At 61.3% G+C, this 23325-nt stretch carries 19 protein-coding genes and 2 tRNA genes; 5 read left to right on the forward strand and 16 right to left on the reverse strand.

The window, feature by feature from the left end:
* Positions 1 to 25: 25 nt before the first annotated feature.
* Positions 26 to 1867 carry a potassium transporter Kup gene (locus QRN46_RS19645; protein ID WP_373423134.1) on the forward strand — a complete coding sequence of 614 codons (1842 nt, stop codon included), beginning with the start codon at positions 26 to 28 and terminating at the stop codon, positions 1865 to 1867.
* 258 nt (positions 1868 to 2125) lie between these two features.
* Here QRN46_RS19645 and QRN46_RS19650 read toward each other — a convergent pair whose 3' ends face one another.
* From QRN46_RS19650 to QRN46_RS19665, 4 genes are all read right to left on the reverse strand, one after another.
* Entirely contained in the window at positions 2126 to 3421 is a 1296-nt protein-coding gene (locus tag QRN46_RS19650) for a virulence factor family protein (RefSeq protein ID WP_011332755.1), read from the reverse strand.
* Positions 3421 to 6060, reverse strand: a complete 2640-nt coding sequence (mprF, locus tag QRN46_RS19655) for a bifunctional lysylphosphatidylglycerol flippase/synthetase MprF (RefSeq protein ID WP_011332756.1) — start codon at positions 6058 to 6060, stop codon at positions 3421 to 3423. The genes QRN46_RS19650 and mprF overlap by 1 nt, the downstream gene beginning before the upstream one ends.
* 280 nt (positions 6061 to 6340) lie before the next feature.
* A tRNA-Met gene (locus tag QRN46_RS19660) sits at positions 6341 to 6417 on the reverse strand.
* A 202-nt stretch (positions 6418 to 6619) separates the two neighbouring features.
* Positions 6620 to 6696: transfer RNA gene (locus QRN46_RS19665), tRNA-Met, on the reverse strand.
* Between the two features lie 280 nt (positions 6697 to 6976).
* Here QRN46_RS19665 and dinB point away from each other — a divergent pair.
* On the forward strand, positions 6977 to 8038 hold the full coding sequence (dinB, locus tag QRN46_RS19670) for a DNA polymerase IV (RefSeq protein ID WP_011332757.1): 1062 nt from the start codon (positions 6977 to 6979) through the stop codon (positions 8036 to 8038).
* A 48-nt stretch (positions 8039 to 8086) separates the two neighbouring features.
* Here dinB and QRN46_RS19675 read toward each other — a convergent pair whose 3' ends face one another.
* The 4 genes from QRN46_RS19675 to QRN46_RS19690 form a co-directional block, all read right to left on the reverse strand.
* A complete protein-coding gene (locus tag QRN46_RS19675) occupies positions 8087 to 9040 on the reverse strand; it encodes a hypothetical protein (protein WP_011332758.1) in 954 nt (317 codons plus the stop codon).
* 17 nt (positions 9041 to 9057) lie between these two features.
* Complete coding sequence (locus QRN46_RS19680) at positions 9058 to 10773, reverse strand: proline--tRNA ligase (RefSeq protein ID WP_285356680.1); 1716 nt, start codon at positions 10771 to 10773, stop codon at positions 9058 to 9060.
* Between the two features lie 115 nt (positions 10774 to 10888).
* Positions 10889 to 12448 (reverse strand): AmpG family muropeptide MFS transporter, encoded by a 1560-nt coding sequence (locus QRN46_RS19685; protein ID WP_011332760.1) that lies wholly within the window; start codon positions 12446 to 12448, stop codon positions 10889 to 10891.
* Positions 12449 to 12491: 43 nt separating this feature from the next.
* The gene (locus QRN46_RS19690; protein ID WP_011332761.1) at positions 12492 to 12833 is read right to left on the reverse strand and encodes an MGMT family protein; all 342 of its coding nucleotides are present in this window, start codon (positions 12831 to 12833) and stop codon (positions 12492 to 12494) included.
* 177 nt (positions 12834 to 13010) lie between these two features.
* On the opposite strand from QRN46_RS19690, the gene QRN46_RS19695 reads away from it, so the two are divergent.
* Positions 13011 to 14018 carry a DUF481 domain-containing protein gene (locus tag QRN46_RS19695; protein WP_011332762.1) on the forward strand — a complete coding sequence of 336 codons (1008 nt, stop codon included), beginning with the start codon at positions 13011 to 13013 and terminating at the stop codon, positions 14016 to 14018.
* A 115-nt stretch (positions 14019 to 14133) separates the two neighbouring features.
* On the opposite strand, the gene QRN46_RS19700 is transcribed toward QRN46_RS19695, so the two are convergent.
* The gene (locus tag QRN46_RS19700) at positions 14134 to 14343 is read right to left on the reverse strand and encodes a cold-shock protein (RefSeq protein WP_002554837.1); all 210 of its coding nucleotides are present in this window, start codon (positions 14341 to 14343) and stop codon (positions 14134 to 14136) included.
* Positions 14344 to 14696: 353 nt separating this feature from the next.
* On the opposite strand from QRN46_RS19700, the gene dcd reads away from it, so the two are divergent.
* Positions 14697 to 15263, forward strand: coding sequence for a dCTP deaminase (gene dcd / locus QRN46_RS19705; RefSeq protein WP_007954988.1), 567 nt, complete (start codon positions 14697 to 14699; stop codon positions 15261 to 15263).
* 106 nt (positions 15264 to 15369) lie between these two features.
* Positions 15370 to 15579 carry a hypothetical protein gene (locus QRN46_RS19710; RefSeq protein ID WP_011332763.1) on the forward strand — a complete coding sequence of 70 codons (210 nt, stop codon included), beginning with the start codon at positions 15370 to 15372 and terminating at the stop codon, positions 15577 to 15579.
* 39 nt (positions 15580 to 15618) lie between these two features.
* Here the strand turns inward: QRN46_RS19710 and pdeM are convergent, their stop codons facing one another.
* From pdeM to QRN46_RS19745, 7 genes are read right to left on the reverse strand one after another with little or no spacing between them, the layout of a single operon-like run.
* A complete protein-coding gene (gene pdeM / locus QRN46_RS19715; protein ID WP_221615137.1) occupies positions 15619 to 16275 on the reverse strand; it encodes a ligase-associated DNA damage response endonuclease PdeM in 657 nt (218 codons plus the stop codon).
* On the reverse strand, positions 16272 to 18761 hold the full coding sequence (locus QRN46_RS19720) for a ligase-associated DNA damage response DEXH box helicase (RefSeq protein WP_285356688.1): 2490 nt from the start codon (positions 18759 to 18761) through the stop codon (positions 16272 to 16274). The genes pdeM and QRN46_RS19720 overlap by 4 nt, the downstream gene beginning before the upstream one ends.
* A 59-nt stretch (positions 18762 to 18820) precedes the next feature.
* Positions 18821 to 19585 carry an ABC transporter ATP-binding protein gene (locus tag QRN46_RS19725; protein ID WP_039771333.1) on the reverse strand — a complete coding sequence of 255 codons (765 nt, stop codon included), beginning with the start codon at positions 19583 to 19585 and terminating at the stop codon, positions 18821 to 18823.
* Positions 19586 to 19598: 13 nt separating this feature from the next.
* On the reverse strand, positions 19599 to 20717 hold the full coding sequence (locus tag QRN46_RS19730) for a succinylglutamate desuccinylase/aspartoacylase family protein (RefSeq protein WP_085655626.1): 1119 nt from the start codon (positions 20715 to 20717) through the stop codon (positions 19599 to 19601).
* Between the two features lie 12 nt (positions 20718 to 20729).
* Positions 20730 to 21440 (reverse strand): ABC transporter permease, encoded by a 711-nt coding sequence (locus tag QRN46_RS19735; RefSeq protein WP_011332767.1) that lies wholly within the window; start codon positions 21438 to 21440, stop codon positions 20730 to 20732.
* Positions 21437 to 22165: an ABC transporter permease gene (locus tag QRN46_RS19740; protein WP_085647837.1), complete on the reverse strand. Its 729-nt coding sequence runs from the start codon at positions 22163 to 22165 to the stop codon at positions 21437 to 21439. The genes QRN46_RS19735 and QRN46_RS19740 overlap by 4 nt, the downstream gene beginning before the upstream one ends.
* Positions 22166 to 22221: 56 nt before the next feature.
* Positions 22222 to 23004 carry a transporter substrate-binding domain-containing protein gene (locus QRN46_RS19745; RefSeq protein ID WP_011332769.1) on the reverse strand — a complete coding sequence of 261 codons (783 nt, stop codon included), beginning with the start codon at positions 23002 to 23004 and terminating at the stop codon, positions 22222 to 22224.
* Positions 23005 to 23325 lie beyond the last annotated feature (321 nt).

A 23325-nucleotide genomic window follows, 5' to 3' on the forward strand; every position in this document is an offset into this window, starting at 1 on the left:
AGGTTCGGCCACCAAGCCGCTGAGCATGCTGGTCGCGGCGGTCGGGGTAGTTTACGGCGACATCGGCACGAGCCCGTTGTACACCCTCAAAGAAGTGTTTTCCGGCGCTTATGGCGTGCCTGTCAATCACGACGGGGTGCTCGGCATTCTGTCGCTGATTTTCTGGTCGCTGATCTGGGTCGTTTCAATCAAGTACATGATGTTCGTGCTGCGCGCCGACAACCAGGGCGAAGGCGGGATCATGGCGCTCACCGCGCTGGCCCGTCGGGCGGCGGCGGGGCGCAAGCGGTTGCGCACGCTGCTGGTGGTCTGCGGGCTGATCGGCGCAGCGCTGTTCTATGGCGACAGCATGATCACCCCGGCGATTTCCGTACTCTCGGCCATCGAAGGTCTGGGCCTGGCCTTTGACGGCATCGACCACTGGGTGGTGCCGCTGTCACTGGTGGTGCTGGTGGGTCTGTTTCTGATCCAGAAACACGGCACGGCGCGGATCGGCATTCTGTTCGGGCCGATCATGGTCACCTGGTTCCTGGTGCTCGGTGCCCTCGGCGTCTACGGCATCAGCCATTACCCGGAAGTGCTGCACGCGATGAACCCGGTCTGGGCCGTGCGCTTTTTCATGGTTCATACGGGCATGGGCGTGGCGATCCTCGGCGCCGTGGTGCTGGCGCTGACCGGTGCCGAAGCGCTGTACGCCGACATGGGCCACTTCGGCCGCAAGCCGATTGCCCGTGCGTGGTTCCTGCTGGTGCTGCCGGCGCTGGTGCTCAACTACTTCGGTCAGGGCGCCTTGCTGCTGGAGAACCCGGACGCCGCGCGCAACCCGTTCTACCTGCTGGCCCCGAGCTGGGCGTTGATTCCGCTGGTCGGTCTGTCGACCCTGGCCACGGTGATCGCGTCCCAGGCGGTGATTTCCGGCGCGTTCTCCCTGACCCGTCAGGCGATCCAGCTCGGTTACATCCCGCGCATGTACATCCAGCACACCTCCAGCGACGAGCAGGGCCAGATCTACATCGGTGCGGTGAACTGGTCGCTGATGGTCGGCGTGGTGTTGCTGGTGATCGGCTTCGAGTCCTCCGGCGCCCTGGCTTCGGCCTACGGCGTGGCGGTGACCGGCACGATGTTGATGACCACGATTCTGGTGTCGGCCGTGATGCTGCTGCTGTGGAAATGGCCACCGATTCTGGCGGTGCCGGTGCTGATCGGCTTCCTGTTGGTGGACGGCCTGTACTTCGCCGCCAATGTGCCGAAAATCGTCCAGGGCGGCGCCTTCCCGGTGATCGCCGGTATCGCGCTGTTCGTGCTGATGACCACCTGGAAGCGCGGCAAGCAACTGCTGGTCGAGCGCCTCGACGAAGGCGCGCTGCCGCTGCCGATCTTTATCAGCAGCATCCGCGTGCAGCCTCCACACCGCGTGCAGGGCACCGCCGTGTTCCTCACCGCCCGTTCCGACGCGGTGCCGCACGCGCTGTTGCACAACCTGCTGCACAACCAGGTGCTGCACGAACAAGTGGTGCTGCTGACCGTGGTCTACGAAGACATCCCGCGCGTCCCGCCATCCCGGCGCTTCGAAGTCGAAGCCCACGGCGAAGGCTTCTTCCGGGTGATCCTGCACTTCGGCTTCACCGACGAACCGGACGTCCCGCAGGCGCTGAAACTGTGCCACCTGGATGATCTGGACTTCAGCCCGATGCGCACCACCTACTTCCTCAGCCGCGAAACGGTTATCGCCTCGAAGCTCGAAGGCATGGCCCGTTGGCGTGAAGCGCTGTTTGCGTTCATGTTGAAGAATGCCAACGGGAACCTGCGGTTCTTCAATCTGCCGCTGAACCGGGTGATTGAGTTGGGGACGCAGGTGGAGATGTAAACCGGCGTCATCAAAAAGCCCCCGTCAGCCTTGTGGCTGGCGGGGGCTTTTTTGTGTTTGTGCACTTATCAGAATCCAGTGGAGATCCCTGTGGGAGCGGGCTTGCCCGCGAATGCGGTGTATCAGTTTACAAATCAGCTGCCTGACCCATCGCCATCGCGGGCAAGCCCGGCTCCCACAAGGATCTCGGGTGTTTGCCAAAACGAAAAAGCCCCCGCAACTGCGAAGTTGCGGGGGCTTTTTTGGGGGCGCTTCAGATCACTCCTCCGCCACCTGCGCCGAGTTCTGGCGCTTCTCGATCAGATCCACCAGACGCTTGGCCAGCGCCGGGTAGTTCTCGTCGAAGTGGTGGCCGCCAGGTAGCTTCACCGCTTCGCCCACCGCCGTCTTGTCGGTGCAACCGCTTTCATCGGTTTCTTCTTCACCGTAGATGCACACGACCTTGGCCGGTGGCAGCTTGGCCATTTCCGGGCCGGTGGCGGCTTCTTTGCCGGCGTTGCCGAGCCAGCCTTCGACTTCGATTTCGAAGCTGCCGGTGCGGGCGAAGGCCAGCAGAATGATTGCGTCGACGCGCTGCTGCTCGGTTTCCGGCAGGCGGTTGTAGATGGCCGGCAGGACGTCGGCGCCGAACGAGTAGCCGGTCAGGATGAAGCGCTTGGTGCCCCATTTCTGGCGGTAGTGCTGCATCAGTTCGGTCAGGTCCAGGGCGCTCTGTTCCGGGCTCTTGTGCTGCCAGTAGTAGCGCAGGGTGTCGATGCCGACCACCGGGTAGCCGATCTTGGCCATTTCACCGGCCACGTCGCGGTCCAGATCGCGCCAGCCGCCGTCACCGGACAGGAACAGGGTCACGGTGTCCTTGGCCTGGCCGGCAGGGACTTCCACCACCGGGATCTGCAGGCCGCCGTTGGCCTTGTCGCCGCCTACGAGGATCTTGCGCAGTTCGTTGTTCAGCACTTGCGGCAGGTTGATGTCGTAGTCGCTGATGCTGGTCTCGGCGTTCGGTTGATCGCGCACGAAACCGGCGCTGGTGTCGTCCGGGTTGTCGTTCCACGCCACCAGCCAGTGGCCGTGGGCGGCGGCTTTTGGCAGCAGGTGAGTGCAGCCGGGTTTTTCCAGGGCCAGGTCGACGGAGACGGCCTGTGCCTTGTCGTCTTTCTGCTCGGACAGCCAGCGCCACGCCAGGACGGCGCCGGGGCCGATGCCGCTGACCAGGGTCGCTGGGCCGTTCAGTTCGCGCAGGCCGGCCTGCAGGGCGCGGCTTTGCAGCAGGCAGTCCTTGGGCAGGATCACCTGAACGATCTGCGCCGAAGCGCTGCGGCTCAGAGTGCTCAGTTGCTTGTCGCTGAGTTTCTGGTCGTCGTTGACCGCCACCAGCACCTGCGCCTTGGGCTTGGTACCGGGGATGACCCGGGTCATGGCAGCGCCATCGGCCGGAGTGAGCTGTTCGAGGGTCGGTTCCGGTGCCGGGCGTTTGAGGTACCAGAAACCGCCACCGGCAATCGCGGCCAGCACCAGCAGTGCGACCAGGATGTACTTCAGGGAGCGTTGAATCATCAGCGTTTCACCAATCCAGTCAAGCCGCCCGCGATCAGGGCAGCAGTATCGGCCAGTGCCACCAGCGGATCGAGTCCGGCGGGCACTGCCATATAACGGGGTTCCCAGTCAGGCTGGAACTTGTCTTTGAAGCGGCGCAAGCCTTGGAAGTTGTACAGCTGCTCACCACGGCGGAAAACCATCGAACCCAGACGCTGGGTCAGCGGTGCCCCGCGCCGGGGTTGCAACCCCGACAGCGGCACCATGCCCAGGCTGAAGCGCGCGTATCCGTGACTCTTATAGTGTTGAATCAGACCGACCATCATGAATTCCATGGTCAGTTTGGGGGCGTCCGGGTGCGCGCGCATCAGGTCGAGACTGGCCAGGTCATGGCTGTAGGTCTCGAGCAGGTTGGCGAACGCCACCGGACGCCCTTCGAAGCGAATCACCGCGATGCGGAAATGCTTCAGGTAATCGTCGCTGAAGCGGCCGAGGGAGAAGCCTTTCTCGCGCACGTTCTTGCCGGTCAGCCAGGCATCGGAAATCACCTTGAGCTCATCCATCGGCGCCTGGCCCGGCTCATGGATTTCCAGCGACAGGCCGTCGCGGGTGCCACGGTTCCAGGTGTAGCGCAGGTCTTTCATCTCCTTGCCCTTGGCTTCCAGGTCAAAGCGATGCAGATCGACCCGGGCTTCTTCGCCGAGCTTGATCGCGGTCAGGCCGATGTCCATGTAGTACGGCAGGTTCTCGGCGCGCACCTGATAGAACACCGGGCGGGCGTGATGGATGTCGCACAGGTCGCGGAACTGCCAGATCATTTCGGCCCGTTGCTGGCCGGGGCCGATCGGGTCGTACAGGGCCACGAGGCTGCGGCCGCGACGGGCGTACATCAGGAAGGCTTCGTCGTTGGGATGAAACAGCAGCGCCTTGTCACCGGTCAGGGCCAGGCCACCGTCCGGTTGCGAGGAGGCCATCAGAATTTTCGAGGCGCGTTCCAGCTCATCGGGTGTCGGCAGGTGAATCACCGGGCGAGCAGTGCGCAGCAGCCAGGTCAGGGCAATCACCAGCAGCAACACGGCGGCGCCGAGCAGTGAGCGCAAGCCGCGCGGGGCGTCGGCGTCGAGGGTGAACTGCCACCACAGTTGATGGCTGTAAGGAACGTCCTGATAAGCGAACAGCAAAAGCCAGGTCGAGGCACCGAGTACGCACAGGCTGGCCACCAGATACAGCGGCGAGAACGGCAGTTCGGTGAGGCGGCTCGGGCGGTAGAACGAACGGCGGAACACCCCCAGCAGCGCGGCGGTGAGGGTCATCAGGGTCGCTTCTTCCCAGTCGAAACCCTTGAGCAGCGAGAGCAGGGCGCCCACCAGCAACAGAATGGTGGTCAGCATCCACGCCGCCGACAACCGGCGACGCAGGCCTTGAGCGAGCATCAGGCACAGCACGCCGATCAGGCTGGCGCCAAAGTGCGAAGCATCGACCAGACGGTGGGGAATCAGAAAACCGATGTGTTCAAGACGGGTGTCGATCTCTGGCGTCGCCCCGGAAAACAGCAGCACCACGCCGGACAGGAACACCAGCACCGCGAGAATCGGTGCCGCCAGACCGGAAGCCGCACGCATGGTCTGCGACTGAAACAGGCGCTGGCCTTCATTGATCAGCAGCAGCACGCAGGCCACCAGCAACGGCAGCACCACATAGATCAGGCGATACAGGAGCAGGGCAGCAGCCAGTGGCGCGGCGCCGAGCTTGTCGGCGAACGCGGCCAGCAGAATTGCTTCAAAGACGCCCACGCCACCCGGAACGTGACTGAGCACGCCGGCCGCCAGCGCCAGCAGATAAACCAGCAGGAATGCACCGAAGGGTGGCGCTTCCGGCAGCAGCAGATAAAGGACGGTCGCAGCAGCGGCGACGTCGAGGGCGGTGATGACCAGTTGCAGGAAGGTCAGGCGGCGACCCGGCAGGCGCAGGGTGCGGCGACCGGCCCGGACCAACAGGTTGTCCGGATAGGGTTGTTCCGGCAGGCGACGGCGATAGATGCCGATGGCCAGGATCGCGCCGAGCAGCAGCACCACGCCGGCAATCGTGCCCAACAAGGTCTCGGACAGCCCCAGGGCCTGTGACGCGGCGGGCAGGTTGCTCAGGGTCGCAAGCGCAGCCAGCGGCGGCAGGGCGCAGCCCAGCGACAGGCTGGCGAACAGGGTCATGTGCGCGACTTCGGAAGCGCCCAGGCCATGTCGTGCATATAAACGGTAACGCACCGAGCCACCGGACAGCATCGACAGGCCGATGGCGTTGCCGATGGCAAACGCGGTGAAACCGCCCAGTGCCAGCACTTTCGGCGCCAGCGTCACGCGGGCATAACGACTGGCCGACCATTCATAGCCGAGCAGGATAATGAAGCCGACGACCGTCGCACCGAGGGCACCGAGCAGGGCCGGTTTCGGCACGTCGAGTATCGAGTCGTGCAGGGCGTCGAGATCGAGTTCGCTGAGCAGATGGCGACAGGCAATCAGCGCGATGGCGAACAGCAGCAAAGTGACCGCCAGACCGATCGGTTGCCGGTATTTGCTGATCCGATCCAGCAGGCGCAGACGCTCAGGCTTGATCGGTGGGTTCGCTGTGATGGTGTCTTGTGAATCAGACGAGTTGGCGCGCATCAATCACCTCTTGGATTGTGCGCGACAGGATGGAGGTATCCAGCCAAGTTACCAATCCCTGTAGAAAAAAATAATCACAAAATACTACGCCTCTCACCGGGTATCGGCGAGGGCAGCTCCTGGATTGCAGACGCCTTGCCCGCGACTTGAAGCATAGTCGCAACTCGGTGGGTCTGAAGATCCTGAACGGTTCACTGCACAGTGACAGATCATTGTTGCGAAAGGACTTTTTCCACAGATACAAAAAAGGCCACTCTTTCGAGTAGCCTTTTTTGAAGTTTGGTTGCGGGAGCCGGATTTGAACCGACGACCTTCGGGTTATGAGCCCGACGAGCTACCAGACTGCTCCATCCCGCGTCTGTGTGGCGGCATTCTACAGGCGAACGGCGGGGTGTCAACCGATAATCCCGAGAAGGGTCAAATAAGTGCGAAAGCGCGGCAAACGGTCGCAGGGCAAGCGCTAAGTTTCGGAATCGGAACGATTTCCGGGTTAAGTCTGGATCCGAAAAACAGACGCGCACAAAAAAGGCCAATCTTTCGATTGGCCTTTTTTGATGTTTGGTTGCGGGAGCCGGATTTGAACCGACGACCTTCGGGTTATGAGCCCGACGAGCTACCAGACTGCTCCATCCCGCGTCTGTGTGGCGGCATTCTACAGAGGATCGCCGGGGTGTCAACCTTCAATTCGGATAAAACCTCTTCAGCTTCAATCGGTTAGCGCTGACGGACGGTCTTTTCAAGGGCTGCAGGTCAGGCAGGGCAAGGGTTTCAGCTCTATTGGAGGTTGGCTTTCGATTGAGAAAATAAATTCAAAATCCGTTTCCTACAAACTGAAAAGAACATTCTTACCACTGGTGCTATATACAGGTGTCAGTGAGATACTGCCGGTCCGGCTCGCCATGTTTCCTTTTCTGTCATGACTCAGCGAAAAATCATCCACGTCGACTGTGACTGTTTCTACGCCGCCATCGAGATGCGGGATGACCCGAGCCTCGCCGGCAAGCCGTTGGCGGTGGGTGGCTCGGCAGACAGGCGCGGAGTGATCGCCACCTGCAACTATGAGGCGCGGGCTTACGGGGTTCGCTCGGCGATGTCGTCCGGACACGCCCTGAAGCTGTGCCCGGACCTGACTATCGTCAAGCCGCGAATGGACGCCTATCGCGAGGCGTCGAAGGAAATTCATACGATCTTCAGCGATTACACCGACCTGATCGAGCCTCTTTCCTTGGACGAGGCCTACCTCGACGTCTCGGACAGCGCGCATTTCGGCGGCAGCGCCACGCGGATCGCCCAGGATATTCGTCGTCGGGTTTCCAATCAGTTGCACATCACTGTCTCCGCCGGCGTGGCGCCGAACAAGTTTCTGGCCAAGATCGCCAGCGACTGGAGAAAACCCAACGGCTTGTTCGTGATCACCCCGGATCAGGTCGAAGAATTCGTCAGTGGCCTGCCGGTGAGCAAGTTGCACGGGGTGGGCAAGGTCACGGCCGACAAGCTGGGCAAGCTCGGTATCAATGACTGCCTGCAATTGCGCGAGTGGGACAAGCTGGCGCTGGTGCGGGAATTCGGCAGTTTCGGCGAGCGCTTGTGGAGTCTGGCCCGTGGGATCGATGAGCGGTTGGTGCACAACGACAGTCGTCGTCAGTCGATCAGCGTCGAAAACACCTACGATGTCGATCTGCCGGATCTGCGCAGCTGCCTCGACAAGCTTCCGGAACTACTGGAAACCCTGAAAACCCGCATGGCGCGGATCGACAGCAGCTACCGGCCGGGCAAGCCGTTCGTCAAAGTGAAGTTTCACGATTTCACCCAGACCACGCTTGAGCAGGCCGGGGCAGGGCGGGATCTGGGCAGTTACCAGTTGATGCTGACCCAGGCGTTCAATCGCGGTGGTAAGCCGGTGCGGTTGTTGGGGGTGGGTGTGCGGCTCGAAGATTTGCGCGGCGGTTTTGAGCAGATGGAGTTGTTTGAGCGATAAGCGGACAAAAAACTGCCCGAAGCAGGTTCGGGCAGTTTTTCAGGGGATTCAGTTCGGCCCCGGATCCGCCACCAGACGCCCCGCATCCCGGGTCAGGGACTTGAGGAATTCAGCTTGCAACTCGGGATCGTTGCGGGTCAGTTCGATCAGGCTTTGTTCCAGCTCACTGGCTTCTTCTTCCAGACCCAGTTCCGACAGACGCTTGACCCGGTGCACCCACTGGCTCACTTCGTCGTCTTCCAGATCGTCGTAGATCAGCCCGTGAGCCTCCAGCAGCTTGCCGCGCAGGTGAGTGCTGATCGCCAGGGACGAATCGGAATGCACGTCATCTTTGCCGTCTTCGACGCTGATCTGCAGTTTGCCCACATGATTGAGGTCGTTTTCGGCGAACGGGCTGTCCAGCAGGTTCAGACGCAGCACGCCGTTGCGATCGGTGGTCATGTCGAAGGTCTGTTTACCAGCCTTGACCTGAACCGGACGCTCGCTCCAGGGCAGGCTCGAATACTCCGTGCGCTTGTCGCGCTGGACTTCATCGATGCCGGCCAGGTTCTGCTGCGCGCGACCGTTGGATTGCACGTTCATGAACGGGTTGAGCCCGGCGAAACCGTAGCTGAGCCAGTCCCGTGTCACGCTGTCGGGCAGATTGCCGAGGGCAAACACGTTGACCACGTTCGCGCCGATGCCGCCGACCACCGCCACCGCACCCAGCGGGATCTCGTAGATCTCCCGCCACGGCTGGTAAGGCGTGTAACGGTCGTAATGGCGGGTGACTTCGAACTCGGTGACTTCGAAAGTCTTCTGTTCGTTGATCTTCACGCGCCGTTGCGGCAGCTCAAGCACCTTGGGCTCGCCGACATCGATCTGCAGGCTGTGATCGAGCAGTTTGCGCTCGACACGTTCCTCGTGCTCGCTGCGTTGTGACATGTGATTGGCACAGCCGCTGACCAGCAGGGTGCCGCACAGGGCGGCACCACCGAGGCCTAAGGTGTTTCGCTTGAACATGACGTCTCTATCTGGTTTCAGCGGCGGATACGGGCCTGAAGGAAGGACAGCACGTCGGCAACCGGCAGCGCTTGCGCCTGGCCTTCGGTACGGCTCTTGTATTCCAGGTTGCCTTCGGCGAGGCCGCGGTCGCTGACCACGATCCGGTGTGGAATGCCGATCAGCTCCATGTCCGCGAACTTGATGCCCGGGCTGGTTTTCTTGTCGCGGTCGTCCAGCAGCACTTCGAAGCCGGCCGCGGTCAGTTCCGCGTACAGCTTGTCGGTGGCTTCACGCACCAGCTCGGTTTCATAGCGCAGTGGCACCAGAGCGATCTGGAACGGTGCCAGGGCGTCGCTCCAGATGATGCCGTTCTCGTCGTTGTTCTGCTCGATGGCGGCAGCCACCACGCGGGACACGCCGATACCGTAGCAACCCATTTCCAGGGTCACCGGCTTGCCGTTCTCGCCCAGCACTTCGCACTTCATCGCCTTGCTGTACTTGTTGCCCAGCTGGAAGATGTGTCCGACTTCGATGCCGCGCTTGATTTCCAGGGTGCCCTTGCCGTCCGGGCTCGGGTCGCCGGCCACGACGTTGCGCAGGTCGGCCACGGTCGGAACCGGCAGATCACGCTCCCAGTTCACGCCGAAGTAGTGCTTGTCGTCGATGTTGGCACCGATGGCGAAGTCGCTCATCAGCTCGACCGAACGGTCGATGATGATCGGCAGCGGCAGGTTCAGCGGGCCGAGGGAACCGGCGCCGGCGCCAATGGCGTCACGCAGTTCGGCATCGGAAGCCATGACCAGCGGGCTGGCAACGCCTGGCTGGTTGGCAGCCTTGATTTCGTTCAGCTCGTGGTCGCCACGGATGATCAGGGCGATCAGCTTGCCTTCTTCTTCGGCGTGCACGATCAGGGTCTTGATGGTCTTTTCAATCGGCAGATTGAATTTCTCCACCAGGGCCGCGATGGTCTTGGTGTCTGGCGTGTCGACCAGACGCAGCTCTTCGCTTGGCGCGGCGCGCGAGGTTTCACGCGGCACGGCTTCGGCTTTCTCGATGTTCGCCGCATACTCGGAGCCGTTGCTGAAGACGATATCGTCTTCGCCGGACTCGGCCAGCACGTGGAATTCGTGGGAACCGGCGCCACCGATCGAACCGTTGTCGGCTTCCACCGGACGGAATTTCAGACCCAGGCGGGTGAAGATGTTGCAGTACGCTTCGTGCATGCGGTCATAAGTGATCTGCAGCGACGCCTGATCCGCATGGAACGAGTAGGAGTCCTTCATGATGAATTCGCGACCGCGCATCAGGCCGAAGCGTGGACGGATTTCGTCACGGAATTTGGTCTGGATCTGGTACAGGTTGATCGGCAGCTGTTTATAGCTGCTCAACTCGTTGCGCATCAGATCGGTGATCACTTCTTCGTGGGTCGGGCCCGCGCAGAAATCACGACCGTGGCGGTCTTTGATGCGCAGCAGTTCTGGGCCGTATTCTTCCCAGCGCCCCGATTCCTGCCACAGCTCGGCCGGTTGGGTGCTCGGCATCAACACTTCCAGAGAGCCGGCGGCGTCCATTTCTTCGCGAACGATGGCTTCCACCTTGCGCATCACTCGCAAGCCCATCGGCAGCCAGGTGTACAGGCCCGAGGCGAGTTTGCGGATCATGCCGGCGCGCAGCATCAGCTGGTGGCTGATCACGACCGCGTCGGAAGGCGTTTCTTTCTGTGTGGCGAGCAAAAATTGACTGGTGCGCATGGTTGGCCGTTGTCGGTTGCTATGACTGGAAATGACGGAGCAGTGTAACGGCGAGATCCGCCGACGTACAGAAGTGCAGCCCCGGCGCGAACCCTCTCGCCGGGTGCGAGATGTCTTACGATTCTTCCACGACGGAGGTCGGTGCGGGTTCCGGGGTCGGCGTCGGGCCTTCTCGGCGGCTTTCCTGGAACCAGTGCAGGGCGATCAGCACCAGGGTCGGAACGCCGAGCAGCGCGGTGATCAGGAAGAAGTTGTGATATCCGAATTTTTCCACCATCACCCCGGAGTAGCCGCCGATCAGGCGTGGCAGCAGGAGCATGATCGAGCTCAGCAGGGCGTACTGGGTGGCGGAGAATTTCAGGTTGGTCAGGCTCGACAGGTAGGCGACGAACGCCGAGGTGGCCAGGCCCGAGCTGAAGTTGTCGAGGGAGATCGTCACCACCAGCATCTGCAGGTTCGGGCCCATGTCGGCGAGCATCAGGAACAGCAGATTGGTACCCGCCGACGCGGCACCGCCGATGAACAGGATCGGCAGGATGCCGAAGCGCACGATCAGCAGACCGCCCATGCCGGCGCCAACGAGTGTCATGATCAGGCCGAAGATCTTGCTGACGCTGGCGATCTGGTCCTTGGTAAAGCCCTGGTCGATGTAGAACACGTTGGCCATCACGCCCATCACCGTATCGGACATCCGATAGGTAGCGATCAGGCCCAGCAGCAGCAGTGCCTGCCAGCGGTAGCGCAGGATGAAGTCGTTGACCGGTGTCAGTACCGGCGCCAGGCCACGGCGACCCATGGCCGAGAGGCACAGGCAGGTCAGCGTGGTGTAGAGAATGGCACGCAGGAACGCCCGGTCTTCCAGCAGCAGGTCCAGCGGACTCATGTCACCAAACAGCACGCTGGCGAAATCGGTGTTGTAGAGCTGGGTAAACATTGCTGGCACAGACACCAGCAAAATGATCAGCACGAACACTGACATCAACTGATGCATGAAGGTGTAACGCCCCGCCTGCAACTGGGTGCGCAACGGCACCGGCGGCTCGCGCATCAGCAGAGTGGTGAGCAGGGCAGGGACCATCAGGGCGCCGAACAGCACGTAGGTGCCGGTCCAGGCCGAATGCTGGTACTTGAATCCTGTAGAGCCGAAGCCCTCGGCGAAGAACAGCGCACCCGCGGTCGCGAGCAGGGCGGCGATCCGATAGCCGGACATATAGCTGGCGGCCAGCGCGGCCTGACGGCTGTCTTCGGCGATTTCCAGGCGATAGGCGTCGACGGCGATATCCTGAGTGGCGGAGGCGAATGCAACCACCACCGCGATAGCGATCAGCCAGGACAGGTGTTTTTGCGGGTCGCAAAAGCCCATGCCGATCAGACCGAGGATCACCAGCGTTTGTGAAAGTACCAGCCACGAACGGCGACGACCCAGCTTGCCGAGCAACGGCAGGCGCCATTGGTCGAGCAGGGGCGACCAGACCCATTTGAAGGCGTAGGCCAGACCGATCAGGCTGGCGTAGCCGATCGTCTCGCGGGCCACACCGGCTTCACGCAGCCAGACCGAAAGTGTCGAGAACACCAGCATGTACGGCAGGCCGGCGGCGAAACCCAGCAACAACAGCACGAGCGTCGAAGGACTGGCATAGGCGGCGAGCGCGGCGCGCCAGGTTTTACGGGGCATGGGCTGAAGTCTGCCTCAAGATTGCGAAAACAAAGCGCGCACTCTAACCGCTGTGCTCTACCGGACGCCAGCCATGGCGCCGAATATCCACGCGATTGTTCAGGACGGTGATGCCCTCCATGCGCAATCGCGCGCGCTGTTCGTCCCCGGACGGGCTGCCCGCCGGCAGGCTGATCCGACCGCCGGCGCCGAGTACGCGGTGCCAGGGCAGCTTGGTGTCGCCGGGCAATTGGCTCAGGGTCCGGCCGACCCAGCGGGCGGCGCGCCCCAACCCCGCCAGTTCGGCCAACTGACCATAGCTGACGACTTTGCCCTCGGGCACTTGGGCGAGGGTCGAATAGAGTGCCGTGCGTCGGATTTGCGGATCGTTTTCGCAGGCATGCATCGGGTCTGTCACGTGCGCGGTTCCTGAACTTGATCGCCTTATGGCCGTAAGCGTAATCGGTGGATGGGCAATTGAGAAATGAACTCAACAGAATTAGCCGGGTCACTCCTTGTCAGGGAATTATTCCTACGGATAATGCCGACCCTTTTTTCGCAAACTTGAGTCTTCGATTCGCTTATGTTGTCCAGAACCCTGCTGTGCCTTGCTGTCTTCAGTGCGTCCACACCTTTGCTTGCCGACACCGTCTGGTTGAAGAACGGTGACAAGCTGAGCGGCAAAATCACGCTGTTCGACGGCGGCAAGTTGCTGGTCCAGACCCAGTACGCCGGTGCCGTCACCATCGACTGGAAGCAGGTCAAGACCCTGGAAAGTGATCAGGAGTTGCTGGTCAAACAGGACGCCTACAACGGCGAGAAGGCCAAGTCGCTGAGCGCCGCCGAAGACGGCAAGGTCACCCTGGCCAACGGCGAAGCGCCGAAAACCGTGGAACTGGCGAGCATTCAGCAGATTCTCAAGCCCAAACCGGTGGTCGAGGATCTGGTGTGGAAGGGCAACGTTGACCTGGCGCTCGACTACCAGCGTGCCGAGAAAGATACCGATGATTACGATGTCGGCTTCAAGACCACTGCTCGTCACGGCCGCTGGCGCCATACCGCCGAAGGCGAATACAACCGCGAAGTGCAGGACGACGTGACCACCACCGATAACTGGCGCGCCGAGTACTCGCTCGACCGCTTCCTCACTGATCAATGGTTCTGGCAGGGCCGCCTGAACTACAAGCGTGATCACATTGAAGAGCTGGCCCGCCAGCGCGTGGTCGGTACCGGTCCGGGTTACCAGTTCTGGGACGATGAACTGGGAGCGTTCTCCCTGGGTTCGCTGCTCAACCGAACCGATTACGAGTACCGCGATGGCAGCAAGGACAACTTCTATTCGGTCGCCATGAAGTGGGACTACAACCGCTACCTGATCGGCAAGAAGGTCGAGTTCTTCACCAATGGCGAGGTCGGCAAGCCGTTGTCCGGCGTGGCCGACTACGCGCTGGATGCGGAAATGGGCCTGCGCTACAAGGTCACCGACTGGGCCTCGCTCAACCTCAAGGCCGAACGCGACATCATCAGCGGCACCGAGGACGCGGATCTGAGCAAAACCCGCTACACCGCCGGCTTCGGCGTCGCCTGGTAAACAACAAAAAAGATCGCAGCCTTCGCAGGCTGCGTTTTTTTGCGCCTGGAAAAACAGACGCCCACAAAAAAGCCCCGCTTTTGAGGGCGGGGCCTTTTACTAAAGAAGCTACAAGTTAGATAACTTGTACTTCTTCAGCTTGCATGCCTTTCTGACCGCGGGTAGCGATGAAAGAAACCTGTTGGCCTTCTTTCAGGCTTTTGAAGCCGTCGGATTGGATAGCTTTGAAGTGAACGAACAGGTCGTCACCGGATTGTGGAGTGATGAAGCCGAAGCCTTTTTCATCGTTGAACCACTTAACGGTACCGGTTTGGCGATTAGACATGGTGTAACTCCTTGAACAAAGATAACTGCGACTCAGGAAGAACCCTGGCCGAGACTGAGTGCAAAGAGCAGGAAAAATTCTTGTAGATGGTTGGATCGAAATTCAACATATCGTGTAGAGATTCTCAGTGACACAAGCAGCACAGTGGCGCCACCTTAACCCTTTTTCCGGAACGTGCCAATGCTTCTTGCGAAGGTTTCTCTGTTTTAGGGATCGACGGTGTGACGGTTCGTCGCCAGGGCGCGTAATTCCTGCACGTTCGCCGAGATTTGCAGCCCGGACTTTGAACCCGGCAGCGCGCCCGGTAAGATGCCGGACAGATTTTTTCCACCTCGCTATTCAGGACACCCGCCATGAGCATCAAATCGGACAAGTGGATTCGCCGCATGGCGCAGGAACACGGCATGATCGAGCCGTTCGTCGAGCGCCAGGTACGTGGCAGTGACGACAGCCGTGTGATCTCCTACGGTGTGTCGAGCTACGGCTACGATGTGCGTTGCACCAATCATTTCAAGGTGTTCACCAACATCAATTCGGCCATCGTCGATCCGAAAAACTTCGACGCCGGCAGTTTTGTCGACGTCCACAGCGATGTCTGCATCATTCCGCCGAACTCCTTTGCCTTGGCCACGACCGTTGAATACTTCCGTATTCCACGCAACGTCCTGACCATCTGCCTGGGCAAGAGCACTTACGCCCGTTGCGGCATCATCGTCAACGTCACCCCGCTCGAGCCCGAGTGGGAAGGCCAGGTGACCCTGGAGTTCTCCAACACCACCAACCTGCCGGCGAAGATCTACGCGAATGAAGGCGTGGCGCAGATGCTGTTCCTCGAATCCGACGAGGAATGCGAAGTGTCCTACAAGGACCGTGCCGGCAAATACCAGGGCCAGCGTGGCGTGACCCTGCCGCGCACCTGATCCGTCCATCCGGCAGTTACCGGGAATTCTTCGGCGGGTAGACACTCTATGAGGTGTACTGCCCGTTTCGCGAACAGCGGGACGGGCCTTCGCCGAGGAGTGCTCCATGAAGATCGATCCGCAAATCACTGCCGAACTGGCAAGGCTCGAGCCCAATCAGGTTGGCGTAATGGCCTGGTCGTTGTTGGCACACCCACCCATCACCACGGCCGGCGGAATCCCTCACCAGCCCGATCCCGATACCCCCAACGAAGAACCGACCGAGCCCGGCGAACCTACGTTGCCGGACAAACCGCCACCCGCGCCCGTCGCGTGATTGAATGCATGGCCCGTCGGCTGAATCCTGAACAGGACTTCAGCCGACGGGCCATATTTCGTTGTCGCCAATGACAAAGATCCGACAGCTGTCTTCCTTCTCCACTGGAAAACCACCGGTGAAGGCACCAAAGGCCGGCAGCAGGCTGATGCGTTCTCCGAGCCTGAAACACGCCAGCCGTAAACGCTGACGCCCCTTGCCGATCAATCGATAAACCGGGTGTACGTGCCCTGCGAGGACGTGCCGCTCAGGGTGCGGATCCGGCTCGTGTTGCAACGCGAAGGGCCCTAGCAGCAACGGCTCTGGCACCACCCGGATGTTCAGCGCTAGCGGCGGATCGCCCGCCCGCTTGTCGTGATTGCCGCGAATCAGCGTCATCGGCAGGTCGGCATGACGCGCCCGCCACTGCGCCAAAGCCTGCAAGGTGTCGGGGGCGTGGGAGCCAGGTCCGTGCAGAAAGTCCCCCAGAAAGATCAGTTGCCGACACGGCAGCTTCGCCAGCAATTGCTCGATCACCGCGATATTGCTCGTCGTAGTGCCCTGCGGAACCGGTTGGCCAAGTCGACGATAAGCGGCTGCCTTGCCGAAATGCACATCGGCAATCAGCAGCGCCTGTTGCGCTGGCCAGTAAAGCGCCTTTTCCGGCAGTAACCAGAGTTCTTCGCCTGCCAGACGCAAGGGGTAGGGCGCGTTCATCGGGATTGGCCTGTGTCGGCGGTTTTCTCCAGATCGCCAACCATGCGCCGGATCCGGTCGGCAAGTTTTTCCGAACTCATGCTTTCGCGCATGCGCTCCACCAGCAATGGAAAGCCGAGCGGTGTAGGACGTTTGATCAAGTGCATGTCCAGTTTCATCCGATTGATCCGCTCCAATGTCTGTTCAAGTCGACGAATATCCAGTTCTTCCCGCAGGACTTCTTCCCCGGCCTGCGCCAGTAGCAGGTTGTCGGCGTCGTATTGTTTGAACACTTCAAAAAACAGCCCGCTGGAGGCCTGCACCTGACGTGTACTTTTCGGCGCGCCGGGGTAACCGGCGAACACCAGGCCGGCTATCCGCGCGATTTCCCGAAACCTGCGCAGCGCCAGTTCGCCCGCGTTGAGGCTGGCCAGCACATCCCTCAACAAACCTTCGGGACTGAGCAGGGCCTGATTCAGCTGTACAGACCAGTCAACGGGCGTGGCGCTGAGCAGTTCCAGTCCGTAATCGTTGACCGCAATCGAGAAGGTCACAGGCAAGCGCTGACTGGCCCGCCACGCCAGCAGGCTGGCCAGCCCCAGATGCACCTGGCGTCCGGCAAACGGGTAGAGGAAAAGGTGCCAGCCTTCGCGGGATTTCAGCACTTCGGCCAGCAGGTTGTTGTCTGTCGGCAGGCCCGACCAGCGCATCTGTGTTTCCAGCAGCGGGCGCAAGGCGTGCATTTCCGGGCCGGCAAACTCACCGTGTGCCGCCGCGCTGAAGCGGCTGACCACGGCTTCCGCCAACTCATTGGAGAGCGGCATGCGTCCGCCATTCCAGCGCGGTACGGCGGCTTTTTTTGCGGTGCTGCGTTTGACGTAGGCGGTCATGTTTTCCACCCGCACCAGTTCCAGCAAGCGCCCGGCGAACAGAAAACCATCACCGGGTTTCAGGCGTGCGATGAAGCTTTCTTCCACGCTGCCCAGTTGTTTGCCGCCACCGCCCTTGCTCCAGAATTTCAGGTGAATGCTGGCATCGCTGACGATGGTGCCGATGCTCATGCGATGGCGGCGCGCCAGGCGGGCATCGGGGACGCGCCAGATCCCGTGCTCATCCGGCTCGACCCGGCGGTAATCCGGGTACGCCGTCAGCGACATCCCGCCGTGGCGTACGAACGCCAGCGCCCAGGCCCAGTCTGCTGGTGTCAGGTCGCGATAGGCCCAGGCACCACGGACTTCTTCGTACAGCTCATCGGGAACAAAGCCACCGCCCAGGGCCATGCTGACCAGATGCTGCACCAGCACATCCAGCGGTTTGTGCGGTGACAGTCGCGGTTCGATCCGCCGCTGTGCCACGGCATCGCCAGCGGCCGCAGCTTCAATCAGCTCCAGGCTGTGGGTCGGCACCAGCGTGACCCGAGACGTTCTGCCGGGCGCATGCCCCGAACGTCCGGCACGCTGCATCAGCCGCGCCACGCCTTTGGCCGAGCCAATCTGCAGCACCCGCTCCACCGGCAGGAAATCCACCCCCAGATCCAGGCTTGAAGTGCAGACCACGGCTTTGAGTTGGCCGTTCTTCAGCGCCTGCTCGACCCAGTCGCGGGTGTCGCGGGACAGAGAGCTGTGGTGCAGGGCAATCAAACCGGCCCAGTCCGGCCGCGCTTCCAGCAAGGCCTGATACCAGATTTCCGATTGCGCCCGGGTGTTGGTGAACACCAGGCTGCTGGCGCAGACGTCCAGTTCGGCGACCACCTGCGGCAACATCTTCAGACCGATGTGCCCGGCCCAGGGAAATCGTTCGATGGCCGGTGGGAGCAGGGTATCGACCTTGAGCGACTTTTCGCTTTGCCCCTGAATACTCACGCCGCCGCCCTGTGGGATCAGCACCTGTTCGGCGTGGGACTGATTGCCGAGCGTCGCGGAAACGCCCCAGACGATCAGCCCCGGCTGCCAGCGCCGTAGCCGGGCGAGGGCCAGTTGCAATTGCACGCCGCGCTTGTTGCCGAGCAATTCGTGCCACTCATCCACCACGACCATACGCAGCGTCGACAGCGCCGTTTGCGCGTCGGCCCGGGCGAGCATCAGGGTCAGGCTTTCCGGGGTGGTGATCAGCGTGGTGGGCAGGCGCCGGTTCTGCCGGGCGCGTTCGCTGCTGCCGGTGTCGCCAGTGCGCAGGCCGACGCTCCAGGGAATCTGCAGATCGTCCAGCGGCGCTTGCAGGGCGCGCGCGGTGTCGGCAGCCAGCGCGCGCATGGGGGTGATCCACAAGACTGTCAGCGGTTCGGCCGGCGGTGGGCGTTTGCGGGTGGTTTCAGCAGCAGGCCTGGAGCGGGCAAACCGATTGAGCGCGGCAAACCACACCGCGTAGGTTTTACCGGCGCCGGTACTGGCGTGCAGCAGGCCGGACTCGCTCCGTTTGACCGCGGCCCACACCTGTTTTTGAAAGGCGAAAGGCTTCCAGTCGCGGGCGCTGAACCAGTATTTGGCGAAGTCGGTGGAAGTGCCCATGCCGGCGACGTGTGCTCTGAAGGTGTTCCTTCAATGACCGCGCCGGCCGGGCAATAGTTTTACTTGAGATTGCCGCTGAGGAATTGCTTCAGGCGTTCGCTTTTCGGATTGCCCAGCACTTCTTCGGGTGCGCCTTCTTCTTCCACCAGCCCCTGATGCAGGAACAGCACCTGGCTTGAGACCTTGCGCGCAAAGCTCATTTCATGGGTGACCATGATCATGGTCCGGCCTTCTTCGGCCAGGCCCTGAATCACCTTGAGCACTTCGCCGACCAGCTCCGGGTCAAGTGCCGAAGTCGGTTCGTCGAACAGCATGACTTCCGGCTCCATCGCCAAAGCCCGGGCAATCGCCACCCGCTGTTGCTGGCCGCCGGAGAGAAACGCCGGGTACTGATCGGCCACCCGTGCCGGCAGGCCGACCTTTTCCAGATAACGCCGGGCGCGGTCGTCGGCTTCCTGTTTGCTGCAGCCCAGCACCCGGCGCGGGGCCATGGTGATGTTTTCCAGCACGGTCATGTGGCTCCACAGGTTGAAGTGCTGAAATACCATTGCCAGCCGGGTGCGCAGGCGTTGCAGTTCATCGGCGTCGGCGACGTGCATGCCGTGGCGGTCGGTGACCATGCGGATCGCCTGGCCATCGAGGCTCATCGCGCCGTCGTTGGGTTGTTCGAGAAAGTTGATGCAGCGCAAAAAGGTGCTTTTGCCCGAGCCGCTGGCGCCGATCAGGCTGATCACGTCACCGGTCCTGGCCTTGAGCGACACGCCTTTGAGCACCTGATGGTCGCCATAGCTTTTGTGCAGGCCTTCAACGGTCAATTTGTACATGGGACAGGCATCCTCAAGGCGAAAGTAGATAGCCGCTGCGATAGGCTTCGGCGCCCGCGACGTGGGCGATCACCATCCCGGCGGTGGCCATGCGCCGCAGCGAGCGGGCGTAGAGCAGACCGGAAGCGGTGCAATGGACTGGTGTGACCCGGTCGCTGATCGGGTCGATGATTTCGGCGATTTTCTGCCCGGCTTCCAGAAGCTGGCCGGGTGTGGCGGTGTAGACGAGCAGGCCGCCGACGGGAGTGGCCACCGGTTCTACGCCGGCCAAAGGTGTGGCGGGATGTGGCAGGGCCGGCAAGGCTTTGGGCTCGCCGACGATGGCTCCGAAATGAATCAGGTAATCGATCAGCGCCTGGCAATCGCGACTGGCCAGCGGATGGGTGACATCCCCCTGGCCACGCAACTCGACGGTGACCGAGAAACTGCCGAGCGGAATCTCGAAGTGTTCGCCGAAGCGCTCCTTCAATTGCCACCACAGCAGGGTGAAGCACTCATCGAACGACTGGCCGCCGGAGTCGGTGGCCAACAGGCTCGCCTGGGATTCGATGTAGCGCGCCAGCGGCTCGACCTGCGGCCAGGCCTCGGGCGTTGTGTAGAGGTGAACCACGGATTCGAAATCGCAATGCAGGTCGAGCACCATGTCCGCATCGCAGGCCAGCCGTTGCAGGGTCAGGCGCTGGGATTGCAGTTGGGTGCTGGCGGTCTGGCGGGCGAGGGCATTGCGCAGGCTGGCGCGGATCAGCTCAAGGTTGCGCTGCGGGTCGTCGCACAGCTGTGTTTCGATCTCGTTGCCGATTTCCTCGCTGAGGTCGACAAACCAGCGGTTGAAGTTCTGCCCGCTCTCCAATTCGTAGCGGCCCAGCGGCACATCCATCAGCACCTGTTCGAGGCCGACCGGGTTGGCCACCGGCACCAGCACGATTTCGCTGCGCAGGCGGCCGGCGGCTTCCAGCTCCGCCAGGCGCTGCTTGAGGTGCCAGGCCACGAGCATGCCGGGCAGTTCGTCGGCGTGCAGCGAAGACTGGATGTAGATCTTGCCTCGGGCCTTGTCCGGGCCAAAGTGAAAACTGTGGATCTGTCGTGCGGTCCCCGGCAGCGGGGCCAGCAGGTCGTGTATCTGATGACGCATCTCTAATGGGTCCTAGTGGGTCGGGCCGAGGAAGGCCAGCCATCGGCGTTCGGCAAGGCGGAACAGGCCGACCAGCGCAAAGGTGATGGTCAGGTAGATCAGCGCGGCGATGCCGAACGACTGAAAGGTCAGGAAGGTCGCCGAGTTGGCGTCCCGCGCGACTTTCAGGATGTCGGGGATGGTCGCGGTGAAGGCCACGGTGGTCGAGTGCAGCATCAGGATCACTTCGTTGCTGTAGTACGGCAACGAACGGCGCAGCGCCGACGGCATGATCACGTAGGCATACAGCTTCCAGCCGGTCAGCCCGTAGGCCTTGGCCGCTTCGACTTCACCGTGGTTCATGCTGCGGATCGCCCCGGCGAAAATCTCCGTGGTGTAGGCGCAAGTGTTGAGGGCGAAGGCCAGGATCGTGCAGTTCATCGCATCGCGAAAGAAACTGTCGAGCAGCGGCTGCGCGCGCACGGCGGCCAGGCTGTAGATCCCGGTGTAGCAGATCAGCAGCTGGATATAGAGCGGCGTGCCACGGAACAGGTAGGTGTAGAACTGCACCGGCCAGCGAATGTAGAAGTGCGGCGAGACCCGGGCGATCGACAGCGGAATCGACACGATGAAGCCGAAGAAGATCGAGGCGCTGAGCAGCCACATCGTCATCGCAAGACCAGTGATGTTCTGACCGTCGGTATAAAGGAAGGCTTTCCAGTATTCCTGCAGGAGTTCGATCATCGTACGGCCTCCCTTGCACCGGCGGCGTAGCGGCGTTCGAGCCAGCGCAGGATGAAGTTCGAGGCACTGGTGATGAGCAGGTAAATCAACGCGGCGAGCACCAGGAAGTAAAACAGCTGATAGGTGCTCTTGCCGGCGTCCTGCGCGGCCTTGACCAGATCGGCCAGGCCGATGATCGAAACCAGCGCAGTGGCCTTGAGCATCACCATCCAGTTGTTGCCGATGCCCGGCAGGGCGAAGCGCATCATTTGCGGGAACACCACGAAGCGAAAGCGCTGGCCGCGCTTGAGACCATAGGCGGTGGCGGCTTCGACCTGACCGCGCGGCACGGCGAGAATCGCCCCGCGGAAGGTTTCAGTGAAGTACGCGCCGTAAATGAAGCCCAGGGTCAGGACCCCGGCGCTGAACGGGTCGATCTCAATGTATTCCCATTCCAGGTAATCGGTGAGCGTCGTCAGCCAGGTTTGCAGGCTGTAGAAGATCAGCAGCATCAGCACCAGGTCCGGCACCCCGCGAATCAGCGTGGTGTAGAGCTGGGCGGGCAGGCGCAGCAGTTTGACTTTTGACAGCTTGGCACTGGCGCCGAGCAGGCCGAGCAACACGGCCACCAGCAGCGACAACGCCGACAATTTGATGGTCATCCAGGTGCCTTCCAACAGCAACGGGCCAAAGCCCTTGAGGCTGAAGGCGGAGAGCCCCAGATTTTGTAAGAGGGTTTCGAACATAAATCAGCAACCTGACTGAATGAAAAAGGCGCCCATCGAGGATGGGCGCCGGGGCATTATTTGCCGCTGTACAGATTCAGATCGCCAAAGTGTTTCTTTTGAATCTCGGCGTATTTGCCGTCATCGTGTAACGCTTTGATACCTTTATCCAAAAGCGCTTTCAGCTCGGTGTTACCTTTCTTAATACCGACAGCGGTCTTGGCTGGCAGCAAGTGGTTGTCGACCGGCTTGCTGACTTCATAATCAGCGCCTTGCGGCGACTTCAGAAAGCCCAGTTCGGCCTGCAACATGTCCTGAATGCCCGCATCGAGACGGCCCGAGGTCAGGTCGGAATACACCTGGTCCTGATTCTGATAGGCCTGGGTTTTCACGCCGGCTTTGTCCAGCACGGCTTTGGCATAGGCTTCCTGGATGGTGCCTTGCTCGTAGCCGACGGTTTTGCCTTTCAGGGAAGCGACGTCGTCGGTGATGCCCGAACCTTTTTTCGACACGTAGGCCGTCGGGCCGGAGAACAGCTCGCTGGAGAAGTCGATGACTTTTTCGCGGGCTTCGGTAACGGTCATCGACGAGATCACACCGTCGAATTTATTGGCCTTGAGGCCCGGAATCATGCCGTCGAAGTCACTTTCAACCCATTTGCACTTGACCTTCAGCTCGGCGCAGATCGCGTTGCCCAGATCGATGTCGAAGCCAACCAGGCTGCCGTCTGCCGCTTTCGACTCGAACGGTGCGTAGGAAGGGTCAACGCCAAACCGCAGTTCTTTGTATTCCTTGGCCAGCGCGGAGCCGGCGGCCATGCACAACGCCAGTGCAGAAAGGGTCAGCAATGCTTTTTTCATTATTCAATCCCTAAGAACCAATATGAGCGCTTGTGGCGCGGAATGATTGTTACTGGAGCGCTTACGACTTATAGAAAGTAGCAATTTCCGAACCAGAGTCCCGAACAAGTGTTTTAAAAGGTGCAGCAAGTGCATGCCGGGGCCGGTCAGTGCACGAAAACGGGCGCGCCGCAAAAGCTGCACCAGTATGGTTCAGAGGATCATTCCCACGCTCTGCGTGGGAATGCAGCCGGGACGCTCCGCGTCCCAAAGCGGACGCAGAGCGTCCATTGAGGCATTCCCACGCGGAGCGTGGGAACGATCGGGGTGAGGGGGAGTATC

The sequence above is a fragment of the Pseudomonas sp. lyk4-R2A-10 genome (assembly GCF_030209075.1).
Taxonomy (GTDB): Bacteria; Pseudomonadota; Gammaproteobacteria; order Pseudomonadales; family Pseudomonadaceae; genus Aquipseudomonas; species Aquipseudomonas glycinae.